Source organism: Marinoscillum pacificum, assembly GCF_024714495.1.
Taxonomy (GTDB): domain Bacteria; phylum Bacteroidota; class Bacteroidia; order Cytophagales; family Cyclobacteriaceae; genus Marinoscillum; species Marinoscillum pacificum.
Genome location: NZ_JAMZMJ010000001.1, coordinates 525,209 through 543,950, shown reverse-complemented (window position 1 = coordinate 543,950; position 18,742 = coordinate 525,209). Strand labels below are relative to the sequence as shown.

Genomic DNA, 18,742 nt, shown 5'->3' with positions numbered 1-18,742 from the left:
ACCAGTTGGTTACTGTGCCTTATTAATGGTTTCCAGACCATCCGACAAGTTGAGAAGCTAGGTTAAAGTCATCCAATGACTAGTGGTTGTTTTTTATTCATCAAAATTGATAATTGTATATGGGAAGATCACAAAATACGTTCATGAAGAAGCAGCGCGAGAAGAAGAAAGCGATGAAGAAGAAGGAGAAGTTTGAGAAGAAAATGGAACGTAAAGAAGATAATAACAAAGGAGGAAGCCTGGATGACATGATCGCCTGGGTAGATGAATTTGGAAATATCGTTGATGAGAAACCTGAACCAGTCGTAGAAGACAAAAAAAAGAACTAAAAATATTGAAGGCTGACAGCAATGTCAGCCTTTTTTGTTTGATATCAGTTTATCTCCAACCAATCCAAAGAACAGTAAGGATCCGCCAGAGTATAATCCTGAACTATTGGATATATCAAAACCATCCACATAAACAGAGAAACATGAGGCTACTATGGCCAAAGCCCCAATGCTTACAAGGATTGATTTTATGGCATTCTTCTGTGATGATGTTAATTGCTGTTCTGAAGTCATAGTTATTTTGTTTTAGCACGTTAGTCTATCTAGTGAATGCCAGATTACAGAGACCTTCATATTTTTTCAATTTATTTTCTAATTGTCGTGTTAACAGATCTGTTGAGACATACTGATGCTTCAGTTTTATTGGAATGATATTTATGTTCAGTTAAGGTGAAAACGTGGGTTGTTACGGGTGTAATGCTCAAAAAGACTATTTTTTTTGAGATGTATAAGAAGCTTTATCATTTAATCAAATCAATTTGTGGAGGTAGTTAGTTGTACTTCTAAATCAACTATTACTGCATTTGAAACATCTTAAGAAGTACAAGGACATTGTTTTATTCCTTTGGAAATATGGTGATCGGAAAGCCATCAAAGATTCAGGACTCACTTCCGGAATTGATGTAAAAGAAACCAAGACTGCTGAACTACAATTTGACAAAGAACAATTCATCAACGACATTCAGGATCTTGGACCTACATTTATTAAGCTTGGCCAATTATTGTCCACACGACCCGATCTTATTTCCCCACAATACATTGAGGTATTGCGTCATTTACAGGACGACCTCAACTGCTTTTCTTATGAAGAAGTAGAGGAGATTATCAAAGATGAACTGGGAGTACGAATCTCCAAAGCTTTTAAATATTTTGAGAAGGAGCCGCTAGCTGCCGCATCATTAGGTCAGGTTCACAAAGCCGAGTTGCGAGATGGTAGGCAAGTAGTAGTAAAGGTACAACGTCCTGGGATTCGAAAGCGTGTGGTGGAGGAGCTTGAGATATTGGAAGAGGTTTCTTCTTTTTTAGAAAAGAACACAGATTTAGGAAAGAGGTTTGATGTCAATAAGTTATTTCTAAACTTCAAGGGCACCTTGCTGAGAGAGCTGGATTATCATAAAGAAGCTCAACACATGAATCAGCTTCATGAGAACCTGAAGAGTTTTAAACGCATTATTATTCCTACAGCCATTGATGATTATTCGTCGAGTAAGGTCCTTACCATGGAGTTTATCAAAGGGCAGAATATCACCAGGATTTCTCCTCTTAGAAAACTCGAAATAGATGGGGAGAAAATCTGTGAGGATTTGTTTCAAGCGTATCTACAGCAGATAGTGGTAGATGGATTCATGCATGCTGATCCACATCCTGGTAACGTTTATCTCACAGAGGACAACAAGGTGGCTCTTTTGGATATGGGCATGATGGCTCATTTATCTGATGAACTACGCCAGAACTATTTAAAATTGATCCTCCATATCAGTGAAAACCGAACTTCAGAAGCTATCGAGTTACTTATCAAGATGAGTAAGAAGGGACCTGATGCCGATGAAGAGAAATTTAGGATGTTGATTTCGGATTTAATTCAGGAAAATCAGAATGCTTCTGTTGATGATATCGATACTGGTCGTGTGATGTTTGGTTTAATTACAGCTGCTGGCCAGTGTGATTTTCATATGCCAATGGAACTAAGTCTTGTTGGTAAAGCTTTGTTAAACCTTGATTTGGTAGCTCATACGCTTGCACCTGATTTTAATCCAAATGAAGCGATTAGAGCCAATGCCATGACGCTTATGAATAAGATCATGGTAAAAGAGTTGAAACCACAACATTTCTTTTCTGCATTGTTGGAAGGGAAGGAGTTGCTTGAAAAGATGCCTGAACGACTCAATAAGATTATTGGAAACGTCGCAGACAATAATCTGAAAGTTAAGGTGGATGCTTTTGACGAGCGACACATCATGAAAGGCTTCCAAAAGGTAGCGAATCGAATTACTGTGGGGCTAATTCTAGCGGCATTAGTTATTGGTTCAGCACTAATGATGAATGTGCGGACAGATTTTACCCTGTTTGGCTATCCGGGTATCGCAATTGTAAGTTTCTTATTAGCGACAACCGGTGCCATTGCTTTAGCTATTCATATATTCTTTTATGATGAGTCTTAGTTTGTGAGATTGAACTGATTCACCTTTTCTGTGAGTTCATCTGTAATAGCCGTTACGTTTCTGTTTTTTAGAATGTAGTTTTCCATACCTGCTGCTAGTTCAGCAGAACTACTGGCAATCTGCTCAGTACCGGCAGCAGTTTCTTCAGCAATCACCACGATGCTTGATATCAGGTTTACTATGTTGCTGATGTCATCGGTTTGCTGCTTCGTAGCATGAAGGATGTCATCTGATTTATCCAGAGTTTCGGTGTACTTACTGGATATTGCTTGAAAAGCATTCAGTGATACTTTGCTTGCCTCGCCACCCTCTTTGATACGTTGGCTCATTGATACCACCAAATTGGCGGTTTCACCGGTTTCATGCTGTACATTAGATATTAGTGTTTCAATATCACCAACAGATCTTTTCGAGTCCTCAGCCAACTTTCGAATTTCCTCAGCTACTACGGAAAAGCCTCTTCCTGCTTCACCTGCTTGCGCAGCTTCAATTGCAGCATTCAAAGCCAGTAAATTCGTTTGCGCTGCAATTTCTTTAATAATACTGAGGACCGAAGTGATATCTTGTGAACTTTTGCTTAACGAGGCGATGGATTGATTAGTTAACTCTGAGTAATTGAGAATTTCTTGCATAGATCCATCCAGCTGATTAATAGAGTTCATGCCTTGAGAGCTTTCATTAACCCCTTCCTGTGCGGCATCATGAATTTCTTCTGCCTGTTTACTCATCTTTGCTGCAAAGTTCATCACGGCTTCTATTAGTGCAGATGCCTGATCCACTTTTACTAGTTGATCTTGGGAGCCTCTATTCATTTCAGAAATAGATGAAGCAATCTCATTGGTGCTCACGTTCATCTCTTCACTTGTAGCCAACATTTCTGAAGAAGAAGATCGTATGACCAAAACCTGATTGGTTACTTCATGAAGTAGTGCAGATAAGCTGTTAATAGCGTGATTTAGGTTTTGTGCAAGTCGCTCCACATCACCCTTGGCGCCGATCGCATATCTTCGTGTGAGATCACCTTTTGATAAATGATTCACAACCTGATTGATTTCTTGAAAAGGTTCTAGTATGGAATCGAATAATTGATTGACAGATTCTCCCAGATTTTTCCATTCACCTTCTTTATTGTTCGTTTCAATTCGGGCTTGATAGTTTCCAGAATTTACTGCTTCTCTTACAATGAAGTTAGTCTCCTCGATAGCTTCAGATAACTTGATGCTTTGTGCCTGGAGTGCTTCATTTCTTGTTTTAACTTGATTGGTGGCTTCATTTACCTTTTCCTGAAGTAGTCTTTTCTGTTCTTTAATCTGATCAGACCGATTCTTGTATATAGTATATGCAGTGGCAATTATGGCTATTGCGATGATGCTTCTAAACCACCATGTTGCCCAAAAGGGAGGAGTAATGGTGATTTGGATAATAGCAGGGGCATCGCTCCAAACACCATCGTTATTGGCAGCATTTATCTTTAGAGTATAATCGCCAGGTTTCAGATTCATGAAAGATACTTTTCGCTCTGTGCCATTATCTATCCAATTATCATGAAGACCTTCCAACTGGTATTTGTACTGATTTTTTTTGGCATGTCTCAAACTAAGTCCTATGTATTCGAAGGAAAAAACATTTTGGTCATAGTCCAGAGTGATTTCTTCAGTAAAAGTGATGCTAGTTGAAAGTGGTGATTTGGGTCCTGGTTTAAGTTCATCATTGTATAGGCTCATGGATGTAATGAGCACATTTGGAGCAGTTTGATTCAATTTTAGACTCGATGGGTCAAAGAAATTAAAACCACTAATGCCACCAAATAACAGTTTTCCTTTAGATGTCTTGTATGCACTTCGTGTCATGAACTGATTGTTCTGTAGTCCATCTTCTCTAAAAAAGTTGGTGAAAGACTCTGTGTTAGGATCGAATCGAGACATACCTCGATTGGTGGTGATCCATAAAAAGCCTTGATTGTCTTCAATGATGTTCAACACGGCATTATTGACTAGACCATCTTTGGTTGTATAGGTCTTGAATGTTTCTGTTTTATGATCATAAACATTCATACCAAAACCATTGGTGCCGACCCAGATACGGTTTTTACTATCAATATAGAGTTCAGTGATGCCGCTGGAACTCAATCCAGATCCATCGCCAAATTTGAATTTTTTAATGGTTTCAAAATCTCGGTTTAGTTTCGCAATGCCATCATAATCTGAAGCCACCCAAATATTACCAACCTGATCTTCTATGATTAAGCCCATCGTACCTGCAGGTATAGATGTCTCTTTTTCAGGAGCATAATTAATGTTTTTGAAGTTATCCGTATTCGGTTGGTATATGCTGATTCCGTTTTGCCAATTACCAATTATAATACGTCCATCTCGATCCTCATAGATCGTGAAAATGTTGTCATTGCCCAGGCTGTTTGGGTTTGAAGGTGAATGTCTATAACGTTTGAATACTCCGGTTTGTGGATTGTATCGAGTTACTCCTCCGTTCCACATACCAGTCCAGACATTCTCATTTTGATCTACAATAACCGTAAGGACTTTATTTCCGCCTAATGAGTTTCGATTGCTCGGATTGTACATGAATTGGCTAAAGTTTCCCGTAGTAACATTCATATAATTGAGACCACCGCCATCTGTAGCCACGTAAATGTTTCCAAACCGATCTTCACTGAATCCAGTCACCTGATTGCTATTCAGTCCGTTGGCATTGCCTTGAGCTTCGTATGTGTCAAAGCTAAATTTGTCTGGGTCATGATAGGAGGCTCCACCATTTCTAGTTCCAAGCCAGAGTCTGTTTTGGTTGTCAACAAATAGCGAAAGAGAGATGCTACTGCTGATGCTGGATTTTAAGTTTGGATTGTGGTGGAAGTTTTCAAACTGTTGATTACCTAGATATTTGGCTATACCATCATCAGTAGCTACCCACACATCACCATTTTGATCCATAGTAAAGTCTGTTATCAAATCATTCGGAAGACTTTTGGGTTGGTTAGGGGAATAGTTAATCGTAGTGAATTGATTATTACCTAAGTTGATGAGCATAACTCCGGTTCGTCCTCCAACCCATAGTTGATTGCTGTTATCTACCAATATACTGCTAATATCACCAACTGAGGATAAGGCGGCTAACCCTTTGTTAGACAATGCAATGGGAGAGATTTCTTTTGTGCTTTTATTAAAACTGATAATTTGTGATGAATTAGCTAGCCAGAGGTTGCCTTTTCTATCTTCTGAAATATCAATTATGTTAAATGGAAGTGAATTAAACGAAGATACGTGTTGATGAAAGGTGGTGATCTCTTGTGTTTTGGAATCGATTTTACTCAAGCTAGCCGCTGTTGAGACCCAGATATGGTTGTCTGAATCTTCAAATAGAGCTGTAACACTTCCTTCAGGAATCTTATTTGTTCTTGAAGAATCATTTACATTAATAAGCTGAAAGGAATTATTCTCGTAATGGTATTGAATGAGGCCTGTATTCGATCCAATCCAGACATCACCATTTTTTCCGGAGGCCATATTGGAAATTCTGTTGTCAGGAATTGATAAAGAATCTTCTTCGTTTTTTAAGAATACTTCTATTTCATAACCATTAAATCGATTGAGGCCGTCTTCCGTACCAAGCCAAATGTAGCCAAGATCATCCTGAACAATGGCAGTAACGTTCGCTTGTGAAAGTCCGATGTCCGTACCGATCCGATCAAACTTGACATCCTGAGCATTGAGGTAATAGGAGAAGATACATATTATCCCTAAACAGCAAGGTTTTAGCTTGCCAGCAAAAAGATTATAAGGCATAGATCAATGGTTGAATAGTTCAAAGGTTAATTAATATAATAATTACAATAAAAACTATTACTTATCGATCAAATGTGAATATTTGAGTATGGATAAAGAGAGGTTATTGTCATAATGACAATATGTAGATTGAATTGTATAGTTAAAATAAAAAAAGAGGCTCCGTTGGGAACCTCTTTTTAGTTATGCTTTAGCTGCTGCTTTTTTTGCTTCAATGTACTCGTCGTAAGTACCTAGTTTGTCCACTATCTTGTTAGGATTGATCTCAATGATTCTGTTCGCAATGGTTTGAGTAAACGTATGGTCATGCGATGTAAAGATCAGTGTACCTTTATATTCAGCTAATGAGTTGTTCAATGCAGTAATTGACTCCAAATCAAGGTGGTTGGTTGGATCATCTAGTAGCATGAAGTTTGCTTCCTGTAGCATCATTCTACTGAGCATACATCTTACTTTTTCACCTCCAGAAAGCACGTTTGCTTTCTTCAATGTTTCCTGACCTGAGAATAACATCTTGCCCAGGAATCCACGGATGTATACCTCATCTTTTTCTCCTGGAGAGAATTCTCTTAGCCAGTCAATCAAGTTTTCTTCAGTGTCAAAGAATTCTGCGTTTTCGTTCGGCAAGTAGGCCGAGGTGATGGTCTGACCATATTTAAATGTACCAGAATCTGCATCCATTTCACCAGCCAAAATCTTGATTAAAGTAGAGATAGCTAAACTGTTATCTCCAACCAAGGCGATTTTTTCACCTTTGTTGACAAACAAGTCCAGGTTTTGGAATAATGGCTGACCATCCAAAGATTTGGACAAACCTTTGATCTCAAGGATTTGGTCTCCAGCTTCTCTGCTTTGATTAAAGATGATCGCAGGGTATTTTCTATTAGAAGGTTGGATGTCATCTACATTGATTTTATCCAACAACTTTCTTCTGGATGTTGCTTGCTTAGATTTAGAGGCATTCGCACTAAATCGCTGAATGAACTCCTGAAGTTCCTTCTTCTTTTCTTCAGCTTTCTTGTTAGCAGCACTTCTTTGAGAAAGGGCTAATTGGCTTGATTCATACCAGAAGCTGTAGTTACCAGTGTATATTTTGATCTGACCGAAATCAACATCGGCGATGTGTGTACACACGGTGTCCAGAAAGTGACGGTCGTGAGATACCACAATGACTGTATTCTTGAAGTCCAATAGATAATTTTCTAACCAGTCGATGGTGTTCAAATCCAAGTCGTTGGTAGGCTCATCGAGAATCAAAATGTCTGGATTACCAAAAAGTGCTTGAGCAAGCAAAATTCTTACTTTTTGCTGGTTGGTCAAGTCTTTCATTACTTTGAAGTGATCAACTTCCTTAATACCCAAACCACTAAGTAGGGCAGCAGCATCTGATTCAGCATTCCAGCCATCCATTTCAGCAAACTTTGCTTCCAGCTCAGAGGCTTTTACGCCATCCTCTTCAGAGAAATCTGGTTTTGCATAGATAGCGTCCTTCTCCTTCATGATCTTCCAAAGCTCCTGGTGACCCATCAGGACCGTATCCATAACCACATTTTCGTCATACTCGAAGTGGTTCTGCTTTAAAACAGCCATACGTTTGCCGGGCTCAATATTGACAGATCCTGAGTTTGGTGAAATCTCACCAGATAAGATTTTTAGAAATGTGGATTTACCTGCTCCGTTGGCACCAATGATTCCGTAACAGTTGCCGCCTGTGAATTTTACATTCACTTCGTCAAACAATACACGCTTACCAAATTGAAGAGATACGTTTTGAGTTGCTATCATGCCTTTTGATTTTCGAGGTGCAAAATTAGTTCTAATATCATCCAGTCGCAAATTGTAAGGAAATTGATCGGCTATTATTTGTATCAAATTGGGATTTACCGGAAATCGTCATTTTACGACAATTGGTCGTAAGGGTTTTGCGTATTGACGAAATGTAAATCTGATAAGGGTATTAGGTGCGTATTTTGGTCATGTAATATCATTTTGAAATGTCAGAATACAACGATAACAGGTCTTTAGAGGAGGAAATTGACTTAGGTAAAGAAAAATTGCTCTTGATGGGGCGATTACTTGCAGGAATAGCACATGAGATAAATACACCTCTCGGTGCTCTTAATGCTTCTATTCAGTCACTTAGCGAGTCATATCTGTCTTGCATGGAAGCATTGCCTCAGTCTTTGGATGTAAAGGACCAGGATTTAGCAGTTATACTATTCGATTTAATACGAGAAGCTTCAGCATTCAACAAAACGCTATCGACGAGAGAGATACGAGCCAAGCGAAAGGAGATGACACTGCAATTAGCCAAATACAATGAAATGTACGCGGCTTCCTGGGCAGATCAGTTTGTGGATGTAGGGTTTACTGAAGGGATAGATGCATTTGGCCAATTGTTTTCGCATCCCAAAAGTCCAGAATTGATTCACACTGCTTTATCAATTATCAAACAAGCCAAAACCATTGATAACATCATTTTGGCAGTGGACAAAATCAAGAATATCACAGGAGCCATTAAGAGCTTCTCCAGAAACGATAAAGAAGATGAGAAACAGACCATTGACCTGAGAGATAACATTGAGACGGTTCTCATTTTATATAAGAGCAAGCTTAAGCAGGGAATTATCACTGAGAAGGATTATACCAGTCAGCCAGTGTTTTTTAAATGTAATGCCAGTGAAATCATGCAGGTTTGGACCAACCTGATTCATAATGGCATACATGCAATGAATGGTGTTGGTACACTATCAATTGCCGTTAACACTACCCAAGAACATATCATAGTTAGTATTCAGGATTCAGGAACTGGAATACCTGATGACATTCAACAAAAAATATTTGAGCCATATTTTACCACTAAACCGCAAGGTGAAGGGACAGGACTTGGATTGGATATTGTAAAAAATATAGTAGAAAAGTATTCAGGCTCCATCACGTTTGAGACAAGCTCTGAAGGAACCAAATTCATTATTCAATTTCCTAACCACCAACAAGTATGAGCACCGAAAAAGCGATTTTATGTATTGATGACGAACGTATAATCCTGGATAGTCTTAAAACTCAGATATCTCGTGAGTTTAATGGTGAGTTTACAATTGAGGTTGCTGAAAGTGCAGATGAAGGCATGGAGGTGATTGAAGAAATGGTGGAAGATGGTGTGCGCGTATTGATCATTGTTTCAGATTGGTTAATGCCAGGAATGAAGGGAGATGAGTTTCTTATTGGGGTTCACCAACGCTTCCCTGAGATTGTCAAAGTCATGCTGACAGGACAAGCCGAAGAACAAGCTTTAGAGCGTGCTTTCAATGAAGCGAATCTGTACAAAGTGATCAAGAAGCCCTGGGAAAAAGAAGAGCTGATTGGAGTAATTAAGAGTGGATTAGAGATTACTAGTTGATATGAATGGATTGATCAATAGAGCTGTAAAAAAATTCATACTAAAGGAATACGGTAAGTATACCTGGGAGGAGATTTGTTATAAATCAAAGGTTGAGGATGACGTCTTTGTCTCTATGAAGTTTACAGAAGATTCACATTCTTATCGTTTGATCGAGACTACTTCTGAAGTATTGGGAGTAGAACCAAGTTGTTTAATAGAATCTATCGGTAGGTATTGGGTAGAGTACACAGAAAGCGAAGGTTACAGCATGGTATTTGAAATGTTTGGGAAGTCCATGAAAGAGTTCATGCATAACCTGAATCATCTTCATTTTAAGATAGGATGTATACTTCCGAATATTGACCCACCAACATTTGATACTAAGGTAATCAGTGATAGTCAAATCAACCTGCATTATTATTCCAATCGTGAAGGAATGGCTCCTTTAGTGAAAGGCATATTGGCAGCACTAAGTAATAAATTCAATGAGCCATGTGAAATAATACATCTTATCAAAAAGTCCAATGAGACTGATCATGATGTATTCCAGATAAATTTTCTGTAGAAAGACTTTAAGCCAATGAAACTATCAAACAGCGCAATAAATAGATTAAACCCGTTCTACGTAGTAGTCAATGATCAAAAGGAAATCATTGAATGGGGAGATTCTATGGGAAAATTATGTCCCGAAATTCGCTCAGGTAGTTGTTTCGAAGAATATTTTGAGATCAAAAAAAATGGATTGAACTCTGATTCAAATGGGATAAAACTGAGAGAGGAGATGCTCTACTTCGTAACCATTAAATCATCAGCCTTAAAACTAAAAGGGCAGTTTATTTTATCAGAAGAGGAGGTGTATATATTCGTAGGCACCCCACTAATTGCCGAGATCAAAGATTTAAGAGAGTCGCCATTGAATTTGATGGATTTTCCACTTCATGATTACTATACGGAGGGTGTATTTCTACTGAATGAGTATGAGCGTTCCAATAAGGAGATTCAAAAATTTAGTGATAAGCTAAAAGAACGAAATCAGACACTAGAAGAGCAGCATGCAGAGCTTACAGAAGTAAGGGTATATCTGGAAGAAATTAATGAAGACCTGGAATGGCGAGTCAAATATAGAACTAAAGAACTTGAAGAAAGTAATGAGGAGCTGAGCGCAGCCATTGAAAAATTAAAAACAACCCAAAATCAGTTAGTAGAGTCAGAAAAATTAGCAGCACTAGGTCAGTTGGTCGCGGGTATCGCCCACGAAATCAATACTCCAATTGGGGCGATTAAGGCGTCTATTGAACTTATTCATAAACTGTTCTTGGATGACATGGATGGTTCTGGAGGTACAGTAGTACAAAATCTTTCATGTGAAAGAAGAGCACTATTTAATGAGTTGGTCGCCAAAATCTGCGATACGGAGGTTTATTTCAGTTCTCGTGAAGAGAGGCAGTTCAGCCGACAAATGAAAAATACGCTTGAAGAAGATCAGATTCCAGAGGCTGCTTTTATAGCTTCTTCAATGCGTGATATGGGTTATTTCCAGGATCTAAAGCCATATTATGCGTTATTCCAGGAAGCAGATACCATTGCTGTAGTTTCCCGGTTGAGAGATATGGCAGTGCAAAACAACATGGCTAAAAACATTAAAACCTCAGTGGCCAAGGTTGATAAAATAGTATCTGCTCTCAAGACTTATATAAGTGATCAGGCATTTCACGAAAAGAGAGAAATCAATTTGGTGGAAAGCATTGATAACGTTCTAACGCTCAACCGAAATTCGATTAAACAAGGAGTGGAAGTGAGAAAGAACTTCGCTGCAAATACATTAATCGTCAACGCCTATGCTGATGAGTTAAATCAAGTTTGGATTAACCTCATCCATAACTCCTTGCAGGCCATGGAGAACAAAGGCATTTTGGATATACAGATAAGCTACTTTGACGATGTACTATTTATCACCATTCAAGACAATGGGCCTGGAATTCCTTTAGAAATACAGGATAAAGTATTTGATCCTTTTTTCACAACTAAAAAAGGTGGGCAAGGCACAGGACTTGGATTAGCATTAGTAAAACGAATTATTGAACAACATGGTGGGGAGATCGATCTGGAAAGTGAACCAGGCAAGACGACTTTAACCATAACTCTTCCAGGATTGGTCAGAGCAGAGCATGATTTTGCCGACACTCCCGCTGGAATAGAAAATCAGAGCGAATGATGACAGAGACACTTCATACAGAAGAAAAAGTTCAGATAAAACCAATCATTCTATGTGTGGATGATGAACGGATAATACTGGATAGTTTGAAAGTTCAATTAATGAAATATTTCGATGGGAACTGTTTGGTGGAAATCGCCGAAAGCGGTGACGAAGGTCTGGAGATTATTGAAGATTTGATTGACGAAGATGGAGTATTTCCACATGTGATTATTTCTGACCAGATTATGCCGGGAATGAAGGGTGATGAGTTTCTTATTCAGGTTTCTCAACGATCCCCGTCCTCCATTAGGATTTTGCTGACAGGACAAGCACAGAAAGACGATATCATCAATGTGATTAACAAGGCTGGGCTCTATAGATATATTGCCAAGCCTTGGGATAACATGGATTTGAATCTAACAGTAAGAGAAGCACTGGTTTCTTTTAGCAAGTCCAAAGAAATTGAAGCACAACGTGATCAATTGTTGATTCTGAATCAGAATCTTGAGCAGAAAGTTCAACAACGAACAATGGATCTGGAAAATCAAATGCAAAAGACCGAAGAGTTATTGCATAATATTTTACCAGCGGAAGTGGTCCAGGAATTGAAAGAAACCGGATCCGTACAACCTAGACATTTTAATCAAGCCACCATAGCCTTTATGGACATTGTTGGTTTTACACTTCATACTAAAGATTTACAACCTCAAGAAATCATTGATCAACTCAATCAGATATTTAAAGAAATTGATTTGGTAATCGGAGAGTATGGTCTGGAAAAAATTAAGACCATGGGTGATGGATACATGTTCGGAGGAGGAATTCCTGTTCCTAACCAGACCAACGCAGTTGATGTGGTTCATGCATGTGTTGAGATACTGGAGAGAATCAAAGAACTCAAAAAAGTACATCAATTCATTGACTCATGGGAATTGCGTATAGGAGTGCATACTGGCGAATTGATAGCAGGAGTAATTGGGTCTAAAAAATTCACCTATGATGTCTGGGGTCAAACAGTAAATATTGCCAGCAGAATGGAGTCGGCTGGAGCGCCAGGGAGAATTAACATCTCAGCTAGCACCTATAATTTAATCAAGGAGGAGTTTTCTTGTGAAAACAGAGGGAAACTTGCTGTCAAGAATATGGAGGATTTAGAAATGTATTTTGTCAATGGCAGATTATAGAAAATATATCCTAAAGAGAGAGACTCTATACAAGCTCTTGATAGTGGTATTGGTAATCATTACTGCAATGTTACTGATGCATCTTATCGTGGGTTTAGTTAAAGTAGACTTGATTGATTACTTTAATTCTTATGTAGATACGACATCTTTTATCGTTGATTTTGCGCCAGAAATCTGGCTTACCTTGCTAAGCATAGTACTTGGAACGCTTATAATCGTCATATCAATTGCATCTCAGAGCAATCCCAAGCTTATCGATTACTATCTCGGGGATTACCCAAGCTTGTATTATACCAGCGCTATTACTTTGGCAGCAATGGAAGGAGTGTACTTGCAGCTCAATTTGACAGTGGAGTCGGTTTTTTGGAACAATATCCTTTTTCTTAATTCTTATGTGTTGCTTCCTGTAGCGATTCTGAATGCTATCCCTTATACTTTCTATATTTTGAGTTATACTAAGACTTCCAGTCTTATTGATACCATTTATGTTCGTCACAGGATTGTTCAAAATCGCCTGTTTCGAGCAAATAGTGTAAAAAAAATTGAAGCTCTTCAATTGGAGTTGTTTGATACCATCAATCAACTAGATGATCAACACGGATTTATTCATTACAAGGAGCCTAAGAGTCAAATTATCAGCATACTAGGTGAGTTGCTGACTCATTATATCCATAATAAAAATAGGATCAATACTTCATTTTTCACCCTTTCTGAAGGAGCTCAGCTAGATATATCCTTTAGAACATTGTCCGATAAGTTTGATCAAATCGCACAGGACAAAACCATTTATGAGCATAAGATATTTCGAATATATTCTGGAATCTACAGTCACCTAATGGATGGAGGACATCATGACCTGGCATCGCAGTGTGCCAATGAATTGACGAAGATTGGATATGCAGCTACGGCGTCTAGAAATCCCATAGTCACTGATTTGACGTTAATGCAATTCAACACCTTGCTAAGGTTTGGAATCAAGTATGCCACGCAGACAAAGGACATTCGTCACGTTTACAATTCTGTGTTCCATTATACGCAGTTGATTATGCATTTTGTGGAAACACGACAAGAGAAATTTCTGATCAAATCGTGCGAGTATCTCACATATTATGGAACGGAGATCTATAAGCTCAGCTTGCAGGAGAGTCAATTCATATTTCTTATTGATGCCTTTGCTAGTGAAATACAAAGAATATTGATAGCTGTTCACGATAAAGGTTATGAAGAGCGGTTTCAGGTGCAATTATTGAAAATTTATGCCAATCTTGAACCAGATATTGATCAGGATGCACACTTAGATAGAGTCCGTAAAAATATGGCTAGAAGTGTGAAAATTGCGCTAATCCTCTATTATGTAGATCAGAAAGAGGAAGTTTTTGTGCAGCAGCTAATTGATGATATTGTTGATGACTTGCGGTACTTTGAAAGCAAGGAAGTCATTGACTTAATCAAGAGAGATTGTCAGTTCCTGGCTCAGACAAAAGAGACATTCTGGGAATATACTGATAGAGGGGATAAGAACATCTATTATACGCCGTATAAGAAGCATCTCAAGGATTTTTACAAGACATTTTTGAGTCAATTTATACAATCAGTATATGATCGTGGTGAAAATAAAGTGAAGGCTAGTAAATTCGTTTCCTTATGATTGTTAAGTTTCATGGGACAAGAGGCTCAATACCCGCAACGGGAGATGCTTTCAAACAATTTGGAGGTAACACATCCTGTGTATCCATAGATAATGGGGATGGCAAATTGCTAATCATTGATGCGGGTACTGGATTATATCATTTAGGTCATGAAGATTTAAGTGCATACAGTCATCTCCATTTTGTATTCACTCATTTTCATTGGGACCATATTCAAGGTTTGCCATTTTTTAGACCTTTGTACGACAAATCACGAACAATAGAATTATCTGTATTTTCATCATCTAAGCTGGATACTTTGCCGAAAGCATTGCGCAAACAGATGGATCCAGAGTTCTTTCCAATAGGATTTGAACAGATGGGCTCCAAGTTAGAGTACAGTGTGTTAGATGATCCAATGATAGTGCCGGTAGAGCTCAATCATCCGGGCGGATGCCATGGTTTTAAAATAACTGCTCCTTCTGGTAAACAAATGGCTTATTTGGTAGATCATGAACTGACAGAGGAAAACAGATTTCATTACGTTGAGTTTTGTAAAGGAGTAGATGTATTGGTTCATGATGCACATTACACCAGCGATCAATATTTAAAATACCAGGGATGGGGACATACTTGTGCTGGTAGAGCTATGATGTTTGCTACAGAAGCTAATGTTGGACATTTGATATTAACTCATCACCACCCAGACCATGATGATACTTTCCTATTAGATTTAGAAAAACAGTGTCAGGGAGTTTTTAGAAACTCTCAATTGGCTAGAGAAGGTCTGTCTATTGAGTTATAATTTTATTTGTTAGGAGCAAGAGTTCTAGGGATAAGCATTAACTCAACTTGCCTTCCATCAATGTATTCAACTTTATTACCATCGAAAAAGGCGTCTTCTTCTAGCATAATGCGTATTTCTTTGTTCCACTGCTCAATGAATACCGCGTTATTTAATTCAATGGAATAGGCGGTGTAAGGATATAGCGGGTAATCACCTGCTCCAGGTACACCATCTTGCTGATCCCATAAGCCAATAGTTGGTCCCGCTGCATGTCCGTGATATCCAATAGGGTGGGTGTATATGGTGGGCTTCAATCCAGTATTTTTAGCATCGCTCAAAGATTTGGCTAGTATTTCATTTCCTGTCATGCCAGTCTTAAAGTTGGTTGTGAAAATGTCCTGTAATTGATTGCCGGATTCAAATGCTTGTTCGAGGAAATCAGGAGCTTTCTTTTCATCTGGCTTTAGCACATAAGCGTGCTGCTGCGTGTCTGTGTTGAGTCTCAGGTAGGTGATTCCAAAATCTACATGGAGTAAATCACCAGGAATAATCACCTGGTCTTCAGGTCTATCAGAAAACGCTCTAAGGTGTTCAAAGCTTTCTGGGTCCTTTCGTTGTATTGACACACTTGGGTGAAACCATGCAGTGAATCCAAGCTCACGAATACGGTCTCTGTACCACCATACCACATCATCTGTGGTAGTAATGCCGGGTTGTATAACTTGTTCTGAAAAACCTTCGGCAATGATCTGATGTGCCATTCGTACAATGTTTTGATAGACCATCATTTCGGATGGAGTACGAGTTTCCAGCCAACCTATTGCCAGGTTTTCGGCACTTACTACACGCTTCTGAAAAGAGGAAGGTAATGATTCCATCAACTGATCATAATGGGTGCTCGAAATACCATCTGCCAGCGCAAATGTTTTGGACTTATTAATCCCTATTTTCTTTGGGTTCTTGTCTTTGATGAGTTCTGCCAGTGCCTTCCATTGATCTGGTTGTTGCTCCTTGTCCCATACTTTTTGAAAAGTTTTCCCAACACCATATCGTGCCATGGCCATAGTTTCCAATGGCTGACTGTTACCAGGATCAAATATGACGAGAATGGTTGTTCTACGAGCACTTTGCCAGGTAGCCGGGAGCATTGTTTTGATGACTGGATCTTCGTTGTACTCACGTGCTACAATGATCCACATATCAATTCCTGTACGCTTCATCAATTCTGGAAGTACGGTTTGTACACGTTCTTCCATCCATCGGTCAATTACCTCGGCTCGTTCTTCCATTGAGAGTGTTTTTGGGAAATAAGGGTTTTGTGCAGGAAGAACAATCGCTCCAATAATAAAACTCAGGGACAGGAAAATAGATTTCATAAGATTGAATTAGTCTGCAATAAATATACAGACTCGATGGCTTTAGAATAGGTCAATTATGATAGATGGTTATATATTTGGATTTAATCAGTTGCCATTTTGAACCACTACGATACATTAGAAGTCCATCAGGGAGCCAGTTTTGACGAAATTAAGCGCAGTTATCGGCGTTTAGTGAAAATTTATCATCCAGATGTAAACCCATCTGCACTTGCTGCTGAGAAAATTACACAGATTACGTTGGCTTATGAAGTGCTCAGTGATCCGAATGCCCGGGCTACCTATGATTGGCAGTTGTCTGTAGGAGCATCAACGGGTTATACTCCTCCAAAGGCAGAGCCAGTAGTAGATGAGCGAGAACAGCGGAGGCGAGAATATGTGAAATGGCGAAGGAAACGCGATGAGGAGCTGTGGCAAAAGCGTTTTCACATGAAAGTCATGTTTTATAAGTATCAACGAAATTTTGCCTATTTGTTTTTAATTATCGGGTTGTTGTTTACTTACGATCATTTCGTTTCTGGAGGTCAGCGAGAGATCACCGTGGAAAAAGTCATCCTGGATAAGTGGGGTGATACACGTGTCAATTTTAATGGTACTCAATTGCTCGTGTCCGGAAAAATGTATAACGATTATGTCAATACACAAGCTCAGAAGGCCATAATTTACCGTTCAGGTCTGTTTGGTATGCGTACCAAATTGGGATTTGTGGATCAGTCTGCTTATGCTATTAGAGGAACATTATTTCAATTTGGTAACTCCTTTGCTTTTGTTCTGATCTTTCTTTGTGTAGCGCTAATCTATTCTAAAGACTACTCAGACATGATGCTCACACTAGGTCTACTGCCTGTGTTTATCGTAATGTTTTTGATTGCGTTTATTGTGGTTTATTAGATTATCCTCTCATCACCAGATAAACCAGGTAAGCGATATAGACCATAATAAAAATGGCGCCCATTGTTCTTCCGATACTCGCTTTTCTTCCAACTACAATGGCTAGTATCAGCAAAGTACTTGAAGCAATGACCATCAAAATGTCTGAATTGGAGATGATGTCAAAAGGAAGAGGCCGTATAATAGAGCTAATCCCCAAAATCCATAGGATATTGAATATGTTGGAGCCTACTACATTTCCAACGGCCATATCGGATTGACCTTTTCGAGCTGCTACGGCTGATGTAACTAACTCGGGAAGTGAAGTGCCCACAGCCACTACCGTGAGCCCGATGAATGTTTCTGACAGTCCGAAGAATAAGGCGATTTCAAATGCGCCATCAACCACCCATTTTCCACCTATAAATAGTCCGATAGACCCCCCAATGATGTATAGAATTGATTTGGTTCTAGGTAGCATATTGGTTTGATCTGCTTCGTCAATCTCATCTTTTGACTGAGCGACTACATAGATATAGGTCATAAAAAGACCAAAAAAGAATAGCAAAATGGTGCCATCATATCGGCTAAGAGTGAGTCCTTTAACGTCTACAAATAAGTCTGCATTGGCCAAAAAACCGAGCAATACCGTGGCGAAAAGTGAAATGGGTAGTTCTGTAAAATAAATGCTCTTATGAATGGGTAGGGGTTTTATCAAGGCTGCTACACCTAATATAAGTAGTACATTGGCAATATTGCTTCCTAATACATTGCCAATGGCAAGTTCTGAGCTACCATCAAAACTGGCTAATAAGTTTACAATCAATTCTGGCATGCTAGTGCCAAATGATACGATCGTTAATCCAATGACGATTTCAGTTATTCTATTACGCTTGGCGATGGAGGAAGCACCTTCCACTAAAAAATCTGCTCCTTTGATCAAAAGCACAAATCCAATTACGAATAGGATATAGACCACAATTTCTTTGGGTTAGGGTAATTATTCAAAACGTTTAAATCTAGTTTG

15 protein-coding genes are annotated in these 18,742 nt (G+C 38.9%); 10 read left to right on the top strand and 5 right to left on the bottom strand.

The features are described from left to right. The first annotated feature begins 119 nt into the window (after positions 1-119). Positions 120-329: a cold-shock protein gene (locus tag NXS00_RS02355; protein ID WP_258097508.1), complete on the top strand. Its 210-nt coding sequence runs from the start codon at positions 120-122 to the stop codon at positions 327-329. 24 nt (positions 330-353) lie between these two features. On the opposite strand, the gene NXS00_RS02350 is transcribed toward NXS00_RS02355, so the two are convergent. After that, positions 354-563, bottom strand: a complete 210-nt coding sequence (locus NXS00_RS02350) for a hypothetical protein (RefSeq protein WP_258097507.1) — start codon at positions 561-563, stop codon at positions 354-356. Between the two features lie 290 nt (positions 564-853). Here NXS00_RS02350 and NXS00_RS02345 point away from each other — a divergent pair, with 290 nt between their 5' ends. After that, the gene (locus tag NXS00_RS02345) at positions 854-2,491 is read left to right on the top strand and encodes an ABC1 kinase family protein (RefSeq protein ID WP_258097506.1); all 1,638 of its coding nucleotides are present in this window, start codon (positions 854-856) and stop codon (positions 2,489-2,491) included. On the opposite strand, the gene NXS00_RS02340 is transcribed toward NXS00_RS02345, so the two are convergent. Together NXS00_RS02340 and NXS00_RS02335 are read right to left on the bottom strand one after the other, a co-directional pair. After that, a complete protein-coding gene (locus NXS00_RS02340; protein ID WP_258097505.1) occupies positions 2,488-6,291 on the bottom strand; it encodes a two-component regulator propeller domain-containing protein in 3,804 nt (1,267 codons plus the stop codon). The two genes, NXS00_RS02345 and NXS00_RS02340, sit on opposite strands and share 4 nt — an antisense overlap. Before the next feature lie 183 nt (positions 6,292-6,474). Further along, entirely contained in the window at positions 6,475-8,076 is a 1,602-nt protein-coding gene (locus tag NXS00_RS02335) for an ABC-F family ATP-binding cassette domain-containing protein (RefSeq protein WP_258097504.1), read from the bottom strand. Between the two features lie 209 nt (positions 8,077-8,285). Here NXS00_RS02335 and NXS00_RS02330 point away from each other — a divergent pair, with 209 nt between their 5' ends. Genes NXS00_RS02330 through NXS00_RS02300 form a run of 7 tightly spaced genes read left to right on the top strand, consistent with a single transcriptional unit; the run spans position 8,286 to position 15,487 of the window. Further along, on the top strand, positions 8,286-9,293 hold the full coding sequence (locus NXS00_RS02330; protein ID WP_258097503.1) for a sensor histidine kinase: 1,008 nt from the start codon (positions 8,286-8,288) through the stop codon (positions 9,291-9,293). Further along, positions 9,290-9,691: a response regulator gene (locus NXS00_RS02325; RefSeq protein WP_258097502.1), complete on the top strand. Its 402-nt coding sequence runs from the start codon at positions 9,290-9,292 to the stop codon at positions 9,689-9,691. The genes NXS00_RS02330 and NXS00_RS02325 overlap by 4 nt, the downstream gene beginning before the upstream one ends. Position 9,692: 1 nt before the next feature. Continuing rightward, positions 9,693-10,238 carry a heme NO-binding domain-containing protein gene (locus tag NXS00_RS02320; protein WP_258097501.1) on the top strand — a complete coding sequence of 182 codons (546 nt, stop codon included), beginning with the start codon at positions 9,693-9,695 and terminating at the stop codon, positions 10,236-10,238. 15 nt (positions 10,239-10,253) lie between these two features. Next, positions 10,254-11,888, top strand: a complete 1,635-nt coding sequence (locus tag NXS00_RS02315; RefSeq protein WP_258097500.1) for an ATP-binding protein — start codon at positions 10,254-10,256, stop codon at positions 11,886-11,888. After that, positions 11,885-13,054 carry an adenylate/guanylate cyclase domain-containing protein gene (locus tag NXS00_RS02310; RefSeq protein ID WP_258097499.1) on the top strand — a complete coding sequence of 390 codons (1,170 nt, stop codon included), beginning with the start codon at positions 11,885-11,887 and terminating at the stop codon, positions 13,052-13,054. Before NXS00_RS02315 ends, NXS00_RS02310 begins: the two co-directional genes overlap by 4 nt. After that, positions 13,041-14,702, top strand: a complete 1,662-nt coding sequence (locus NXS00_RS02305) for a hypothetical protein (RefSeq protein ID WP_258097498.1) — start codon at positions 13,041-13,043, stop codon at positions 14,700-14,702. The genes NXS00_RS02310 and NXS00_RS02305 overlap by 14 nt, the downstream gene beginning before the upstream one ends. Next, positions 14,699-15,487, top strand: coding sequence for an MBL fold metallo-hydrolase (locus NXS00_RS02300; protein ID WP_258097497.1), 789 nt, complete (start codon positions 14,699-14,701; stop codon positions 15,485-15,487). Before NXS00_RS02305 ends, NXS00_RS02300 begins: the two co-directional genes overlap by 4 nt. Before the next feature lie 2 nt (positions 15,488-15,489). On the opposite strand, the gene NXS00_RS02295 is transcribed toward NXS00_RS02300, so the two are convergent. After that, on the bottom strand, positions 15,490-16,845 hold the full coding sequence (locus tag NXS00_RS02295) for a M24 family metallopeptidase (RefSeq protein WP_258097496.1): 1,356 nt from the start codon (positions 16,843-16,845) through the stop codon (positions 15,490-15,492). Positions 16,846-16,944: 99 nt separating this feature from the next. Here NXS00_RS02295 and NXS00_RS02290 point away from each other — a divergent pair, with 99 nt between their 5' ends. Beyond that, on the top strand, positions 16,945-17,736 hold the full coding sequence (locus NXS00_RS02290; RefSeq protein ID WP_258097495.1) for a J domain-containing protein: 792 nt from the start codon (positions 16,945-16,947) through the stop codon (positions 17,734-17,736). A gap of 1 nt (position 17,737) precedes the next feature. Here NXS00_RS02290 and NXS00_RS02285 read toward each other — a convergent pair whose 3' ends face one another. Further along, complete coding sequence (locus tag NXS00_RS02285; protein ID WP_308708286.1) at positions 17,738-18,694, bottom strand: calcium/sodium antiporter; 957 nt, start codon at positions 18,692-18,694, stop codon at positions 17,738-17,740. Positions 18,695-18,742 lie beyond the last annotated feature (48 nt).